At 59.5% G+C, this 15,465-nt stretch carries 13 protein-coding genes and 1 rRNA gene; 12 read left to right on the forward strand and 2 right to left on the reverse strand.

Annotation, left to right across the window (positions count from 1 at the left end):
* Window positions 1-155: 155 nt before the first annotated feature.
* Window positions 156-271 (forward strand): 5S ribosomal RNA (gene rrf / locus AC1DWM_RS22830).
* 278 nt (window positions 272-549) lie between these two features.
* Window positions 550-2,442 carry a penicillin-binding protein 2 gene (gene mrdA / locus AC1DWM_RS22835; RefSeq protein ID WP_223520461.1) on the forward strand — a complete coding sequence of 631 codons (1,893 nt, stop codon included), beginning with the start codon at window positions 550-552 and terminating at the stop codon, window positions 2,440-2,442.
* A 12-nt stretch (window positions 2,443-2,454) separates the two neighbouring features.
* On the opposite strand, the gene AC1DWM_RS22840 is transcribed toward mrdA, so the two are convergent.
* Window positions 2,455-3,414, reverse strand: coding sequence for a LysR family transcriptional regulator (locus tag AC1DWM_RS22840; RefSeq protein ID WP_095131011.1), 960 nt, complete (start codon window positions 3,412-3,414; stop codon window positions 2,455-2,457).
* Window positions 3,415-3,570: 156 nt separating this feature from the next.
* Here AC1DWM_RS22840 and AC1DWM_RS22845 point away from each other — a divergent pair, with 156 nt between their 5' ends.
* From AC1DWM_RS22845 to AC1DWM_RS22875, 7 genes are all read left to right on the forward strand, one after another.
* Window positions 3,571-4,872 (forward strand): MFS transporter, encoded by a 1,302-nt coding sequence (locus AC1DWM_RS22845; RefSeq protein WP_477796177.1) that lies wholly within the window; start codon window positions 3,571-3,573, stop codon window positions 4,870-4,872.
* Window positions 4,869-5,624, forward strand: a complete 756-nt coding sequence (locus tag AC1DWM_RS22850) for a class II aldolase/adducin family protein (protein WP_223520457.1) — start codon at window positions 4,869-4,871, stop codon at window positions 5,622-5,624. Before AC1DWM_RS22845 ends, AC1DWM_RS22850 begins: the two co-directional genes overlap by 4 nt.
* Window positions 5,621-6,562, forward strand: a complete 942-nt coding sequence (locus AC1DWM_RS22855; protein WP_477796178.1) for a 2-hydroxyacid dehydrogenase — start codon at window positions 5,621-5,623, stop codon at window positions 6,560-6,562. Before AC1DWM_RS22850 ends, AC1DWM_RS22855 begins: the two co-directional genes overlap by 4 nt.
* 127 nt (window positions 6,563-6,689) lie before the next feature.
* Entirely contained in the window at window positions 6,690-8,069 is a 1,380-nt protein-coding gene (locus tag AC1DWM_RS22860; protein WP_223520453.1) for an MFS transporter, read from the forward strand.
* Window positions 8,070-8,087: 18 nt separating this feature from the next.
* A complete protein-coding gene (locus tag AC1DWM_RS22865) occupies window positions 8,088-8,480 on the forward strand; it encodes a RidA family protein (RefSeq protein WP_477796179.1) in 393 nt (130 codons plus the stop codon).
* A complete protein-coding gene (locus AC1DWM_RS22870; protein WP_223520451.1) occupies window positions 8,473-9,093 on the forward strand; it encodes an RraA family protein in 621 nt (206 codons plus the stop codon). Before AC1DWM_RS22865 ends, AC1DWM_RS22870 begins: the two co-directional genes overlap by 8 nt.
* 48 nt (window positions 9,094-9,141) lie before the next feature.
* Entirely contained in the window at window positions 9,142-10,452 is a 1,311-nt protein-coding gene (locus AC1DWM_RS22875; protein WP_477796180.1) for an OprD family porin, read from the forward strand.
* Between the two features lie 9 nt (window positions 10,453-10,461).
* On the opposite strand, the gene AC1DWM_RS22880 is transcribed toward AC1DWM_RS22875, so the two are convergent.
* The gene (locus tag AC1DWM_RS22880) at window positions 10,462-11,394 is read right to left on the reverse strand and encodes a LysR family transcriptional regulator (RefSeq protein ID WP_223520447.1); all 933 of its coding nucleotides are present in this window, start codon (window positions 11,392-11,394) and stop codon (window positions 10,462-10,464) included.
* Window positions 11,395-11,556: 162 nt separating this feature from the next.
* On the opposite strand from AC1DWM_RS22880, the gene AC1DWM_RS22885 reads away from it, so the two are divergent.
* From AC1DWM_RS22885 to AC1DWM_RS22895, 3 genes are all read left to right on the forward strand, one after another.
* The gene (locus tag AC1DWM_RS22885) at window positions 11,557-12,867 is read left to right on the forward strand and encodes an MFS transporter (RefSeq protein WP_477796181.1); all 1,311 of its coding nucleotides are present in this window, start codon (window positions 11,557-11,559) and stop codon (window positions 12,865-12,867) included.
* Window positions 12,868-12,890: 23 nt separating this feature from the next.
* Window positions 12,891-14,120 carry a Zn-dependent hydrolase gene (locus AC1DWM_RS22890; protein ID WP_477796182.1) on the forward strand — a complete coding sequence of 410 codons (1,230 nt, stop codon included), beginning with the start codon at window positions 12,891-12,893 and terminating at the stop codon, window positions 14,118-14,120.
* A 151-nt stretch (window positions 14,121-14,271) separates the two neighbouring features.
* Window positions 14,272-15,297, forward strand: coding sequence for a histone deacetylase family protein (locus AC1DWM_RS22895; RefSeq protein ID WP_477796183.1), 1,026 nt, complete (start codon window positions 14,272-14,274; stop codon window positions 15,295-15,297).
* Window positions 15,298-15,465: the final 168 nt, after the last annotated feature.

Genomic DNA, 15,465 nt, shown 5'->3' on the forward strand with positions numbered 1-15,465 from the left:
ATATAACACCCAAGCAATTTGCTGACCTGAGAGGGCACCAGATTGCGGTGTGTGAAGACGATACAAGTCGAAAATTCGCAAGCAACACACAAATCTATTRCATACCCATTCGCTGGAGCGTGAACCGAAAGGTAAACGACCTGGCTACCGAATTTCTTGACGACCATAGAGCATTGGAACCACCTGATCCCATCCCGAACTCAGCAGTGAAACGATGCATCGCCGATGGTAGTGTGGGGTTTCCCCATGTGAGAGTAGGTCATCGTCAAGATTAAATTCCGAAACCCCTGTCTGCTAACGCAGACAGGGGTTTTGTTTTGTCCGCAGGAAAGTGCTGTGCGTCCCGTATTCACACGCTCATCAGCAAGAAAAACCTATGAATGGGAACACAGAGCAGGTGACTGTCGTTTTGATCGTTAAGGACAACCGTTAGAGGAAATCGAACTAAAGTGACCGGGCGGTTTTTGGTATGGTGCAGCTCGTTTTTAAACGGACTGATTTCAAGCCTACGGATCGGCATCCTTATTTAGTTAAAGAGCTGCTGCGGAAATGCCCGAACCGATACCGATCAAGGACCACGAAAAAGAGACGCGCCTGGTCAACAAAAGACTGATGGCTTGCGGCTTGTTCGTCGTGGCTATTTCCTGCGCGCTGATGGTGCGCATGTATGTCCTGCAGGTGGTCGAATTCGACTATCACTCGACCATCTCCGAAAACAACCGTGTCCACGTCCTGCCGATCACGCCCACTCGAGGGTTGATCTACGACCGCAATGGCGTGGTTCTGGCGGACAACCGGCCGAGCTTCAATCTGACGATCACCCGCGAACGCGCCTCCGATGTCAAAGAGGAGCTGGATGAGGTGGTCAACCTCCTGCACCTGTCGACAGAAGATCGAACGTTGTTCGACAAGGCAATGAAGCAGGCCCGTCATCCGTTCGTGCCGGTCACCCTGTTCTATGAACTGAGCGAAGAGCAGATCGCGGTACTGGCGGTCAACGAGTTCCGGTTGCCGGGGATCGATGTCGAGCCTCAGTTCGTGCGCCACTACCCGATGGGCGCGCACTTCGCGCATTCGATTGGCTACGTCGGTCGCATCAACGAGAAAGAATCCAAAGCCCTGGACACGGTGGAATACCGTGGCACCCAATCCATCGGCAAAACCGGTATTGAAAAATTCTACGAGTCCGAGCTGCATGGCCAGGTCGGCTATGAAGAAGTCGAAACCAACGCCCAGGGCCGTGTGTTGCGTGTGCTCAAGCACACTGATCCGGTCCCCGGCAAAAACATCGTTCTGAGCCTGGACGTCAAACTTCAGGAAGCCGCCGAAGCAGCCTTGGGTGATCGTCGAGGTTCAGTTGTCGCGCTCGACCCGTCGACCGGTGAAGTGCTGGCAATGGTCAGCAAGCCAAGCTTCGACCCGAACCTGTTCGTCACCGGGATCAGCTTCAAGGAATACGCGGCGCTGCACGATTCCATCGACCGCCCGCTGTTCAACCGCGTGCTGCGAGGCCTCTACGCGCCGGGTTCGACCATCAAGCCGGAGGTGGCCATTGCCGGTCTCGATACGGGTGTCGTCACCCCGCAGACCCGTGTCTTCGATCCGGGTTACTACCAGCTCCCGGACTACGATCACAAATACCGCAACTGGAACCACAGCGGCGACGGTTGGGTGGACATGGACGCGGCGATCATGCGCTCCAACGATACCTACTTCTACGACCTGGCCCACAAGCTGGGCATCGATCGCCTGCACGACTACATGGCGATGTTCGGCCTCGGCGAGAAGGTCTCGCTGGACATGTTCGAAGAGTCTGCCGGTCTGATGCCATCCCAGGCCTGGAAGCGCGCCACGCGCCGTCAGGCCTGGTTTCCTGGCGAAACGGTGATCCTCGGCATCGGTCAGGGTTATATGCAGGTCACACCGCTGCAATTGGCCCAGGCCACAGCGCTAATTGCCAACAAAGGCGTGTGGAATCGACCGCATCTGGCCAAGACTGTGGACGGTGTTGCGCCGGTCGATGAGCATCCGATGCCCAACATCCTGCTCAAGGACCCGCGTGACTGGGAGCAGGTCAACCACGGCATGCAGATGGTGATGCACGACGCTCGCGGGATAGCCCGGGCGGCAGCGCTGGGTGCTCAATACCGCATTGCCGGCAAGAGTGGTACCGCGCAAGTTGTCGCAATCAAACAGGGCGAGCGCTACAACCGCGCGAAAACCCTGGAGCGTAACCGCGATAATGCCTTGTTCGTCGGCTTCGCTCCGGCCGAGCACCCGAAGATTGTCATCTCGGTGATGATCGAAAATGGCGAGGCTGGTGGTCGCGTTGCCGGTCCTGTGGTCCGACAGATTATGGACGCCTGGCTACTTGATCAGGACGGTCACCTGAAACCGCAATACGCCGCCCCGAGCAAAGCCCCGGGCGACCCTCACGTCTAAGAGGGCAAGGCTTCACAGCACAGGCTCACGAATGCTGAGCATGTGCTGGAAGCTTTCGAGGAACACGGTTTCGGCCTGACTCATCTTCTGCTCGCGATTCCACAACAGTTGGATATCGAAATCCACCACGCCATCTTCCGGCGGCAAACGCCAGAGCAACCCTTGCTCGACATCCCTTCGTACCAGATGCGTCGGCAGGCAGCCAATGCCGAACCCTGAGCAGATCAAGCGATAAATTTCTTCGAAACTCGTCGATGAAGCGACGATCTTGCCGGTAAAGCCTTGCTGGTCGCGGAACAATGTCAGGGGCGAAAGATTGCCCCCGAGTTGGTCACTGGTGAAGCTGACAAAGTTCTCCGCCGCGAGCTGTTCCAGGGTTAGATTCTCTTGCCCAAACAACCGATGACGCTGCCCACAAAAGTACGCATAAGTCTCACGAAACAGCACCCGTTGCTCCAATCGCGGCTGCGGTAAACGACACAGGCCGACGCCAATGGTCGCTGTCTTTTGCAGCAGTGAACTGATGATGTTCGAGCTACCCATCACTTCGACTTCAAACTCGATTTTCGGATGGGTTTCGTGGAAATCGGCGAGGAACTCGTCGTAATGTCGTGCTTGCACGCCGCTGACGGTAAGGATGCGAATCTTACCGACCACGTCGTCGTTACGACTCTCCACTACCGTGCCCAGTCGTGAAATATCTCCGTAAATGTCCGCCGCAATGCGCAGGACTTCCTCCCCGGTTTCCGTCAGATCAAACCGCCGCCCGCTGCGGGCAATCAACACACATTCCAATTGTTCTTCCAGTCGTTTCAGCGCCTGACTGACGGCTGACTGCGTGATGTGCAATCGCGCGGCGGCCCGGCTCATGCTGCCTTCCTGGCCGATCACCAAATAGGTGCGTAACAGGTTCCAGTCGAGGCGGTCATTGAGAAAGCGGCGACCGACCCATGGGTTGGAAGTGGAGGGCATAAATAGTCCAGGTAGTAGCAGAGCTAATAGTAAAGATAAGAATATGAAAATTGACTAATCCTGCCACGKAAGCGATAAAGCCCACAAGCGCCACAGAGTGCAACCGTATACAGCCTTCAGTACCTGCCCAAAACTATAAATACACAGGGTCCTTGCATGCACACTACCCCTCAACCGCGACGAGCCGCGGCGGCAGCCTTCATTGGCACGACCATCGAGTTCTACGACTTCTACATCTACGCCACGGCGGCGGCGCTGGTGCTTGGGCAAGTGTTCTTTCCCAGCAGCGATCCGGTGATGAGCACCCTGGCAGCCTTCGGCAGTTTCGCCGTCGGCTTCATCGCTCGCCCAATGGCCGGCATGGTTTTCGGTCATCTGGGTGATCGCCTCGGTCGCAAGAAAATGCTGCTGGTGACCATGGCCCTGATGGGTTTGGCGACCGCCGGCATCGGTCTGTTGCCCAGCTACGCCAGCGTCGGCATCTGGGCGCCGGTCGGTCTGATTGTGCTTCGTTTGATCCAGGGCATTTCAGTTGGTGGCGAGTGGGGCGGGGCGGTGTTGATGGCCAGCGAGCACGCACCGGCCAAGCGCAAGACTTTCTATGCATCGTTCGCTCAACTCGGCAGCCCAGCCGGTTTACTGCTGGCGTTGATTGCCTTTCGTCTGGTGACTTCCCTTGAGCCAGAGGACTTCCTCGCCTGGGGCTGGCGTCTGCCGTTTCTCGCCAGCGGTGTGCTGATGATGGTCGGCCTGATGATCCGTTCCGGTGTCCACGAGTCGCCGGAGTTCGCCAAGGCGCGTGACAACAACGAGACTTCCAAGTATCCGGTGAAGGATGTCATCCGCACCTGCTGGCGGCAGATCCTGTTCGCCGCCGCCGCGGTGACCATCGGCTCGGCCGGGTTCTTTTTCACCAACACCTTCATGATCACCTACGTCACCCAGTATCAGGGCATCGCACGTTCGACGATTCTCGATTGCCTGTTCGTGGTGACCGTTATTCAACTGCTCTCGCAACCGCTCTCTGCGTTGCTGGCCGAGCGCATCGGCGAAGGCCGCTTCCTCAAACTCGTCGCGCTGATGTGCATGGTCACGCCATATCCGATGTTCATGCTGGTGGGCACACAGAACATTGTGCTGATGACCGTCGGCATTGCTCTGGCGGTGGTGATTCTCTCGGCGCTGTACGCGGTGATCGCCGGCTACATGACTCAGGCGTTCCCGGTGCACCTGCGCTACTCGGGCATTTCTATCGCCTACCAACTCAGCTGTGCGCTGGCCGGCGGTACTACGCCGCTGATCGGCACGCTGCTGGCGAGCAAGTTTTCCGGACAATGGTTGCCGTTGGCGGTGTTCTTCACCTTGCTTTCGGCCCTGTCTTTGATCGGTGTTTGCGGCCTGGCCCGCCTGCGCGCCAACCCGGTCGTCACCCACGCTGCTAAAGAGGTGTATTCGTGAGTAAACCTGAACACATCGGCCCGGTTGAATGGCAAGCCCGTTGCGAGCTGGCTGCGCTGTATCGCCTGGTCGCGCACTTTCGCATGACCGACTTGATTGACACTCACATCACCCTGCGGATTCCGGGGCCTGAGCATCACTTTCTGATCAATCGCTACGGGGTGATTTTCGACCGCATGCGCGCCTCGGACCTGGTGCGGATCGATCAGGACGGGCGAGTGGTCGATCCGGAGTATGAAGGTCATCGGGTCAACGCCGCCGGCTTCGTCATTCACTCGGCGATCCACATGGCCCGCCCCGATTTGAATTGCGTGATTCACACCCATACCGCCGCTGGCATGGCGGTCGCCGCACAGAAGCAAGGCTTGCTGCCGATCACTCAGCACGCGCTCAAGTTCTACGGCAAGCTGGCTTATCACACCTACGAGGGTATCGCACTGTCGCTGGATGAACGCGAGCGCTTGATCGCCGACCTCGGGCCTCACCGGGCGATGATCCTGCGCAATCACGGATTGTTAGTCGGCGGCTCCGGCGTGGCGCAGGCGTTCCAGGAAATTCACTTTCTGGAGCGTGCCTGTCAGGCGCAAGTTGCGGCGTTATCCGGTGGTTCGGCGTTGCATTACCCGTCCCCGGAAGTCTGTGCGCATACCGCTGAACAGTTTGACCGCGATGAACAGGACAACATCATCGACCTGGCCTGGGAGGCCGCTTTGACCCTGATCGAATCCCAGCGCGAGTCCTACTTATCGTGAAAACCGTCACCAACACCGTGGTTTTACTGTCCCGCGACAACCTGTTACTCAAGCAATTGCAGGCAGCCTTTGCCCGCAGTGCGCCGCAGCTCACAACCGTGCTGGCGGATGATCCGCTGGCCAGGAATGCGCAGATTGCCGCGTGCTGGTTTCCCTTGCCAGGCAGCCTCGCCGCGTTGCCAAACCTACAAGTCATCCACTCGGTGGCCGCCGGCATCGATCACCTCGATCACGACCCGTCGTGCCCGGATCTGCCGATCTGCCGAGTGGTCGATCCCGGCCACCGCCAAGGCATGACTGAATACGTGCGCTGGGCGGCGATTCACTATCACCGCGGCTTCGATCAGGTGCTGTTGCAGCAACAGGACCAGCGCTGGGAGCGGCCGCTGCAACGGGCGGCGGGGCAGTTCAAGGTCGGTGTGATGGGGCTTGGGTCGTTGGGCCGCGCCATTGCCCAGGACTTGGCCGCCGCCGGTTACGACGTTCGTGGTTGGGCGCGCCGCAGCAAGGACTTGCCGGGCGTACAGACGTTCGCCGGTGCGGAAAAGCTGAACCCGTTTCTCGATGGATTGGAGTTGCTGATCAACCTGTTGCCGCTGACCAGCGAAACCCGCGGCATCCTTGGCAGTGCAACGTTCGAGCGGCTCGCCAATGGCGCCGCGCTGGTCAATTGTGGTCGGGGTGGTCATCTGAATATCGACGACCTCGAACAGGCCCTGGTCCGAGGAAAACTGCGCGGTGCGTTGCTGGATGTTTTCGAACAAGAACCGCTGCCGGTCGATCACCGCCTCTGGACAATGCCCGGCGTCACCATCACCCCGCACATGGCATCGGCGGCCTCTCACGACTGTATCGCCGAACAAGTAGCAGAGAACTTTCGCCGTTTAAATGCCGGTGAACCGTTATTGAATTGTGCGGACCGAACACTCGGTTATTAATAAGAAAGCGCCTTGCGAACTCGCCCATTGAGTTGGGCGATCTATAACAACACTCCCTCACCTCGAAAGTTTTACTGCCAGTTAAAACAATTAAATACGAGTTCTTGATGAACTCCTGGAGACAGTAATGAGCGATCTATCGCCTGTAGAAAAGTCCGGCGCACCTCCGGAAGTTGCAATCAGCATGAAGAAAGTAGCGGTGGCCAGTGTGATTGGCACCACGGTGGAATGGTACGACCTGTTTGTGTTCGCCACGGCTTCGGCGCTGGTGTTCAACAAAGTGTTCTTTCCGGATTTCGATCCGTTGATCGGGACATTACTGGCTTTCGGGACGTTTGCTTCGGCCTACCTGGCCCGGATTGTCGGCGCGGCACTGTTCGGTCATTTCGGTGACCGCTTGGGACGCAAGTCGATGTTGTTGGTTTCACTGTTGACCATGGGGGCCGCTACTTTCGCCATCGGGTTATTACCTAACTACGCGGCCATTGGTATCTGGGCGCCGATTCTGTTGTTGCTGCTGAGGGTCATTCAAGGCCTGGCGTTAGGTGGCGAGTGGGGCGGTGCGGTGCTGATGGCGGTGGAACATGCGCCGGCCAACAAACGCGGTTTATACGGTTCCTGGGTTCAGATCGGCGTCCCGGCCGGGACCATGATTGCCAACCTGGCCTTCCTGCTCATTGCCGCGTGGCTATCCCCTGAAGACCTGTTGGCCTGGGGCTGGCGTATTCCGTTCCTGGCCAGCGTGCTGCTGATCGCCGTGGGCTTGTACATTCGCTTGAACATCGCTGAAACCCCGGCCTTCAACAAGGTCAAGGAAGCCGAGGTGCAGGTGAAAATGCCGCTGGCGGAAGTGTTTCGCAAGTACTGGAAACAAGTCGTGCTGGGCGGGATCGCGACCATGTCGACCGGGGCGTCGTTCAACATCATCGTTGCCTTCGGCCTGACGTATGGCACGCAGAATCTCGGGTTCAGCCGCAGCGTGATGCTCGGTGTGGTGTTGCTGTCCTGCGCCTGGTGCATCGTCATGTTGCCGGTGTTCGGCGCGCTGTCGGACCGCTACGGACGCAAGCCGATCATCGTCGCTGGCATCGTGGCCGAAGCGTTGGTCGCGTTCCCGATGTTCTGGTTGATGGACACCAAAGAGTTGCCCTGTGTGATCTTCGGCTACCTGCTGTTGATGACTGCCTTTGCGGCCAATTACGGGCCGATCGCGACGTTCCTCGCTGAACTGTTCGGCACACGTGTGCGTTATTCGGGACTGTCCATCAGCTACATGTTGTCCGGCCTGCTCGGCAGTGCGGCGACGCCCATTGTCACCACCGCATTGCTGGCAGCGACCGGCAAAGGTTCTTCGGTGGCCTGGTACATGATCGGTGCGGCGTTGATTTCGTTGGTGGCGCTGTTGTTGCTGACCGAGACCTTCAAGCGAGACATCAGCGACGTACCGACGGCAGTGCCGGGCGACGATCAACCTGCTCGCAAACCTTTCAAATCGGCTGCGGCCTGATCCATGGAGTTCAACAACATGCGCAGAATTCAATCGGCGCCGGGCTTTATCGGCCCAGTCGGCCCGTACTCGCAAGCGGTGGTCAGCGGCCACCTGGTGTTTACCGCCGGGCAGATCCCGGCCCAGAGTGGGCTCGATGACCAACCGGCCCACTTCACCGAACAAGTGCGACAAACCTTGCACAACCTGGAGGCGATCCTTATTGAAGCCGGGTCCGATTTCAGCCACGTGATCAAGGTCAACGCGTACCTCACCGATCCCGCACAACTGGAGCCGTTCAACGCGGTGTATCGCGAGTTCCTCGGCCACGCGCCGCCGGCACGCACCACGGTGTGTGTGGCGTTGTGGGGCGTGTCGCTGGAAATCGACTGTGTCGCCGAGTTGATTGCCAAGGAGGCGCAACATGGATGAATCGCAGCTGATCGAGCAGCTCAACGCGGTGAGCTTTCCGACCCTCGGGCATTTTCTCGAGGAGGGCTTTGCCGACTCGCAACTGCGGGCCATGGTGCCCAATGTGAAACTGGTCGGCCGCGCGCTGACCCTGAAACTGGTGGGCGCCGATGCCATCGCGGTCAACCAGGCCCTGGCGCTTATCCAGCCCGGCGATGTGCTGGTGATCGACACCGACGGTGACTGGCAACACGCCCCGGTGGGCGCCGTCACCAGTTGCGCGGCGCGTTGCGCTGGTGCGGTGGGCATTGTGGTGGACGGCGCGGTGACCGACTTGCTCGAACTGCGCGAGGCCGGGTTGCCGGTCTTCGCTCGCGGTACCAGCCTGCTGACCACCAAGTTGCATGGCCGTGGCGACAGTCAGATCAATCAGCCGATCCACTGTGCCGGCGTCACGGTGCATCCCGGGGATTTCGTGCTGGCGGACGACAACGGCGTGCTGTTTCTCGATCCGGTCACCGCGCAAAAGGTCATCGAGCGCGCGCTGGCATCGGACCGGGCAGAACCGCAACTGCTGACCCGGTTAATGGCGGGCGAGCCGGTGTCCAGTGTCTTGAGTATTAAACTCTCTTAATGACCGGCAGCCAGCCCAAAAGCTGGCTGCTCAGGAACTTCAAAATCAATGAACAAACAACCGTTGGCACTGATTGCGATCGGCAGTGCTTTATTCAGTCCGTTAAGCATGGCGGACTTTATTAAAGACAGTAAAGCGACCCTCGGGATGCGTAACTATTACTTCAATAACGATAATCGCGATGGCGCCGCGAACCCTTCCAGAACCGAAGAGTGGGCGCAGGGTTTCATGCTCAACTATCAGTCCGGATTCACCGAAGGCACCGTCGGCTTTGGTGTCGATGCGTTAGGCCTGCAGGGTATTCGCCTGGACAGCGGTGACGGTCGCCATGTTGGCAGTTCGATGATCCCCAACGATGGCAACGGTGCAGCCGAGCAATGGTCGCGTTTCGGTGCGACGGCGAAGATGCGCTTTGCGCAGACTGAAATGCGTTACGGCACCCTGATGCCGAAGTTGCCGATTCTGCAGGCCAACGACGGCCGGCTGCTGCCGCAGACATTCGAGGGTGGGCAGATCGTCTCCAATGACTTTGAGCACCTGACCCTGACCGGTGGTCATCTCGAACAGGCCACGGGCCGCGGTTCCAGTGACCGCACCGGTCTGGCCGTGGCCGGCGGCACCCGGCAAAGTAACGTGTTCAATTTTGCCGGTGCCGATTACAAGGTCACCGATGCGCTTCTGGCGCAGTACTACTACGCCAATCTCGAAAACTATTACCAACAGCATTTCGCCGGTCTGGTTCACAACCTGAAACTGGGGGATTTCGGCGCGCTGAAAACCGATTTGCGCTACTTCAAAACCTCCGCCGACGGTGCCAATAACTCAGTCACCGGGAGGGCCAGCGGCTACCGCACCAGTGGCTTTACGGAGAACGGCGACGGCAAGATCGACAACAACACCTGGAGCCTGGCGTTCACTTGGAGCATCGGCGCTCACGCGCTGATGGCCGGTTATCAGCAGGTGTCCAGTGACAGCGGATTTGTGCAGCTCAACCAAGGTAGTTTGCCGGACAAAGGCGCTGGAGGCGCAAGCGTCTACCTGCTGACCGACCGTTACATCCAGAACTTCACCCGCGCCGGTGAACGTACCGGTTTCGCCCAGTACAGCTACGATTTCGCCGCCCTTGGCGTGCCGGGGCTCAAGGCTTCGGCGATGTACCTCTCAGGCAGCGGAATTAAAACGGTGGCCGGACCTGAGCAAGAGGAATGGGAGCGGGACCTGAGCCTCGACTACGTGATCCAGAGCGGGCCGTTGAAAAACGTCGCACTGGGTTGGCGCAACGGCATGTCGCGCAGCGAAGCATCGCGCGATGCGGACCAGAACCGTCTGGTGGTCAGCTACAGTCTGCCGTTGTTCTGATCGGGCCACTCAGTCCAGCAAGCACTGTTGCAGGCTCTCGAGAAAGATCGTCTCGGCCCGACTCATGCGCTGCTCGCGGTTCCACAGCAAATGAATGTCCACATCGGCAATCCCTTCGTGGGGCGGCAGGCGCCAGAGCAATCCGGCTTCGACGTCCGCCGCCACCACGTGCTCGGGCAAACAACCGATTCCGAACCCGGCGATCACCAGTCGCCGGACTTCCTCCAGACTCGGTGACGAGGCGACGATCCGCCCACTGAAGCCTTGTTGGTCACGGAAAATCGTCAGCGGCGAGAGCATCCCGCCAATCTGGTCGCTGGTGAAACTGACGAAATTCTCCCGCTGCAAATCCCCCTCGGCGACGTTCTGTTGACCGAACATTGCATGATGCTTGCCGCAGAAAAACGCATAACGCTGACGCAGGAACAGCCGCTGTTCCAGGCGTGGTTGCGGGCGGCGATTGAGGCTCAAGCCGAGGGTGGCGGTTTTTTCCTGAAGGGCGCTGACGATGTCGGAACTGCGCATCACGTCGACTTCCAGATCCACGCGTGGATGCTGGCGGTGGAAGTCTGCGAGGAAGTTATCGAAGCGCTCCGAAAAGATCCGGCTGATGATCAACAGCCGAACCTTACCGATCACTTCGTCGGCGGGTTGTTCCAGCACGCTGCTGACCTGGGACATCTGCCCGTAGATTTCCCCGGCCAGTGCGAAAATCTGTTCACCGACTTCGGTCAGGGCAAACCGTGGCCCGCGACGGGCGATCAGTTGTCGGCCCAGTTGCTCCTCCAGACGCTTCAGCGCCTGGCTCACCGCCGGTTGCGTCAGGTGCAGGCGGGCGGCGGCTCGGCTGATGCTCAGCTCCTGGCCGATCACCCGAAAGGTACGCAGCAGGTTCCAGTCCAGGCGGTCATTGAGCAAGCGTTGCAGATCGCGTTCGGCCATGGCGGCTCTCGATTATAAGCTGAAGTAATAGTCCGCATAATAAATAGAAAATTGACTAATCATAGCCCCGGGACGATAAATCATCTCCAGACAGGCGCCGTCAGAGCGCCTTGATTTTGCTGTTTCACTCCTGCCAAAAAAATAACCAAAGGAGACCGACCCATGAAGCCCCAAGCTTCTCCCCAGCCGCGCCGTGCGGCAGCCGCAGCCTTCATCGGCACCATGATCGAGTGGTACGACTTTTACATTTACGCGACCGCTGCCGCGTTGGTATTCGGCGCGCTGTTTTTCCCCTCCGACGACAAACTGTTCAGCACCATGGCTGCGTTCGGCACTTTCGCTGTGGGCTTTTTTGCGCGGCCGTTGGGCGGGATTATTTTCGGCCACATCGGCGATCGCATTGGCCGCAAAAAGTCGCTGATCATCACGTTGCTGATGATGGGCGTGGTCACGATTTGCATCGGCTTGCTGCCGACCTACGCACAAATCGGTGCAACGGCGCCGGTGCTGCTGATTTTGCTGCGCATCGTCCAGGGCATCGCCGTCGGTGGCGAGTGGGGCGGTGCCGTGTTGATGGCCGGCGAGCATGCGCCGAAAGGTCGACGCAATTTCTTCGCATCCTTTGCGCAACTCGGCAGCCCGGCCGGTTTGATTCTGTCTCTGCTGGCGTTCAGCGCAGTCACCCGTTTGCCGGAAGAAGACCTGATGAGCTGGGGCTGGCGTCTGCCGTTCCTCGCCAGTTCGTTGCTGCTGCTGGTGGGCCTGGCGATTCGCCTGGGCGTGAATGAGTCGCCGGAGTTCCTCGCCAGCCGCGAACTGGCCCGCAAAAGCACACGTAAAGAGCAGGCTCCGGTCATGGAAGTCCTGCGCACCGCGTGGCGTCCGCTGCTGCTGTGCATCGGCGCCAACACCCTCGGGATCGCCGGGGTGTATTTCACCAATACCTTCATGATCGCCTACACCACCCAGCAACTCGAACTGCCGCGCTCACTGATTCTTGAGTGCCTGTTCGTGGTGGCGATCATTCAGTTCTGCATCCAACCCTTGGCAGCGTGGGTGGCCGAGAAAATGGGCGCAACGCGATTCCTGTGCCTGGTGTCGTTGTTGGCCATGGCGTCTCCGTACCCGATGTTCGTACTGGTCAGCTCGGCCCAGGCGCCGCTGATCATCCTCGGCATCGCCCTGGCGGTGGTGTGCATGGCGTCGTTCTACGCGGTGATCGCCGGTTACATCAGTGGCATGTTCGAGACCCGCGTGCGCTACACCGCGATTTCGCTGGCCTATCAGATTTGCGGTGCGCTGGCCGGTGGCCTGACGCCATTGATCGGCACGTTGCTGGCGCACAAGTTCGCCGGCCAATGGTGGCCGATGGCGGTGTTCTACAGCCTGATTGCCGCGACTTCGTTGATCTGTGTCCTGTCCCTTGCCCGTCGTCATGCCAGCGCTGAACGCGTCGAAATGGCCAACGCTTAATCGAAGTTTCCAGGAGTGATTTTATGTTGAAGATTAATGGTGAACGCCTCTGGGCGAGTCTGATGGCCATGGCCGAAATCGGCGCCACCGCCCGTGGCGGCAGTTGCCGCCTGGCCCTGAGCGAGGAAGACAAGGCCGGTCGCGAACTGTTTTCCCACTGGTGCCGCGAAGCCGGCATGACCCTGAGCGTGGACGCCATCGGCAACCTGTTCGCCCGCCGCGCCGGCACCGACCCCGATGCCGCGCCAGTGATGATGGGCAGCCACCTCGACACTCAGCCTGAAGGCGGGCGTTTCGACGGTGTTTACGGCGTACTTGCCGGTCTGGAAGTGGTGCGCTGCCTGAATGACCTCGGCATCCAGACCCGCAAGCCGCTGGAAGTGGCGGTGTGGACCAACGAAGAGGGCGCCCGCTTCACTCCGGCGATGTTCGGCTCGGCGGTGTTCACCGGGATTATGGAATTGGACGCCGCGCTGGCCGTGCGTGACATTGACGGTATCAGCGTTGCCGAGGCGCTGCAGCGCTCCGGTTACGCTGGCGAGCGTCCGTTGGGCGGTGCGGTGGATGCTTACTTTGAAGCGCACATCGAACAAGGTCCGATCCTCGAGGACAACGCCAAAAGCATTGGCGTGGTCAGCGGTGGCCAGGCGATTCGCTGGCTCGACGTGCGAGTCGAAGGCATGGCGGCCCACGCCGGCACCACGCCGATGCCGCTGCGCAAGGACGCCCTGTACGGTGTGGCGCGAATGATTCAGGCGATCGAAGACCTGGCCGGCGATTTCGCCCCCGAAGGTCTGACCACCGTCGGCGAGTTGAGCATCAATAAATCCTCGCGCAACACGATTCCAGGGCTGGTGAATTTCACCGTCGACCTGCGTCATCACCGCGACGAAGCCATCGACGCGATGGAGCAGCAGGTGCGTGCGCGACTTCAGGCCATTGCCGATGATCGCGGTTTGAATCTGACGATCACCCCGCACTGGATCAGTCCGGCGACGCCGTTCGACGCCGACTGCGTGGCGGCGGTGCAGCAGGCGGTGGACGCACTCGGCTACGCTCAGCAATCGATTGTCAGCGGTGCCGGCCACGACGCCATTCACCTGGCGCGGTTCTGTCCGACGGCGATGGTGTTTATCCCGTGCGTCGGCGGCTTGAGCCATAACGAAGCGGAAGATGTGCTGCCCGAAGACGTGCGTCAGGGCACCGATGTGCTGCTCTACGCCGTGCTGTCCCGCGCAATAAGCGCGGAATAAACACGATCCATGTAGGAGCGAGCTTGCTCGCGAATGCGGAGTGTCATTCAACAATGATGTCGACTGACACGCCCTCTTCGCGAGCAAGCTCGCTCCTACAGTTGATCGCATCCGGTTTCGAGATCTACGTTAACTGACAGGTATCAACCCCATGCGCAGTTTTTTCCACCCCGAACAATTGCTTCACCATCCACGCAGCTACTATTCCCGTGGGCAAATGCGTACGCCGCAGGAAGTGCCGGAGCGGGCTCAGCGGTTGGTCCAGGCGTCGCATTCATTGGGTTTCAAGGTTGAGAAACCGGCTGATGCCGGGCTCGATCCGCTACTGGCTGTCCACGGTGCACCGTACCTGGCGTTCTTGCAGGAAGCCCATCAGCGCTGGAAGGAAATCCCCGAGGATTGGGGCGATGAGGTGATGTCGAACATCTTCGTGCGCGAGCCCAATGCGTTGCGCGGGGTTCTCGCCCAGGCCGCCCGCTATCTGGCCGATGGCAGCTGTCCGGTGGGGGAACAGACTTGGCGCTCGGCTTATTGGTCGGCGCAAAGCGCGATCGCGGGGGCTCGGGCGTTGCTCGATGGCGAGCCAGCCGCTTACGCCGTGTGTCGTCCACCGGGTCACCACGCCCGGGCCGAAGCGGCGGGAGGTTTCTGTTATGTGAACAATGCGGCGGTTGCGGCGCAGGTGTTACGCGGCGGGTTTGAGCGAGTCGCGGTGCTCGATACTGACATGCACCATGGGCAGGGGATTCAGGAGATTTTTTACGACCGTGACGACGTGCTCTACGTCTCGGTGCATGGCGACCCGACCAATTTCTATCCGGGGGTTGCAGGCTTTGGTGATGAGCGAGGTGTCGGGGCAGGAGAAGGTTTTAACCTGAACTTGCCGATGGCCCATGGTGCGAGCGAGGCAGACTTCCTCGATCAACTGGATATCGCGTTGACGGCGGTGAAGGATTTCGGAGCCCAAGTGCTGGTGCTGTCCCTCGGGTTCGATATTTTCGAACTGGACCCGCAGAGCAAAGTGGCGGTCACGCGAGAAGGGTTTGCGGTGCTTGGAGAGCGGATTCGCAGCCTTGGGCTGCCATGTCTGATTGTGCAGGAGGGTGGGTATCACCTGGAGAGTCTGGAGGATAATGCGCGGGCGTTTTTTGTGAGCCCCGAGGTGTGGCAACTCTGAGGTCTCTGGTGTCTGGTCGATCGCTATCGCGGGCAAGCCATGCTCCTACAAGGGCCGAGGCTGAATGCGAATCCAGGCTCGGCTCGATCCCTGTAGGAGCAAGGCTTGCCCGCGAAGAACGATGACGCGGTCCTTCAGATGAAACACAAGCGCCGTAAGGCACTTGCC

The organism is Pseudomonas sp. P4_C8 (assembly GCF_056401975.1).

Coding starts and splice junctions, on each gene's coding strand:
- AC1DWM_RS22840 (WP_095131011.1), bottom strand. CDS start 3,414: ATGCCCTCCACTTCCAACCCATGGGTCGGTCGCCGCTTTCTCAATGAC.
- AC1DWM_RS22870 (WP_223520451.1), top strand. CDS start 8,473: ATGGATGAATCGCAGCTGATCGAGCAGCTCAACGCGGTGAGCTTTCCG.
- AC1DWM_RS22890 (WP_477796182.1), top strand. CDS start 12,891: ATGTTGAAGATTAATGGTGAACGCCTCTGGGCGAGTCTGATGGCCATG.
- AC1DWM_RS22880 (WP_223520447.1), bottom strand. CDS start 11,394: ATGGCCGAACGCGATCTGCAACGCTTGCTCAATGACCGCCTGGACTGG.
- AC1DWM_RS22865 (WP_477796179.1), top strand. CDS start 8,088: ATGCGCAGAATTCAATCGGCGCCGGGCTTTATCGGCCCAGTCGGCCCG.
- AC1DWM_RS22895 (WP_477796183.1), top strand. CDS start 14,272: ATGCGCAGTTTTTTCCACCCCGAACAATTGCTTCACCATCCACGCAGC.
- AC1DWM_RS22885 (WP_477796181.1), top strand. CDS start 11,557: ATGAAGCCCCAAGCTTCTCCCCAGCCGCGCCGTGCGGCAGCCGCAGCC.
- AC1DWM_RS22860 (WP_223520453.1), top strand. CDS start 6,690: ATGAGCGATCTATCGCCTGTAGAAAAGTCCGGCGCACCTCCGGAAGTT.
- mrdA (WP_223520461.1), top strand. CDS start 550: ATGCCCGAACCGATACCGATCAAGGACCACGAAAAAGAGACGCGCCTG.
- AC1DWM_RS22845 (WP_477796177.1), top strand. CDS start 3,571: ATGCACACTACCCCTCAACCGCGACGAGCCGCGGCGGCAGCCTTCATT.
- AC1DWM_RS22875 (WP_477796180.1), top strand. CDS start 9,142: ATGAACAAACAACCGTTGGCACTGATTGCGATCGGCAGTGCTTTATTC.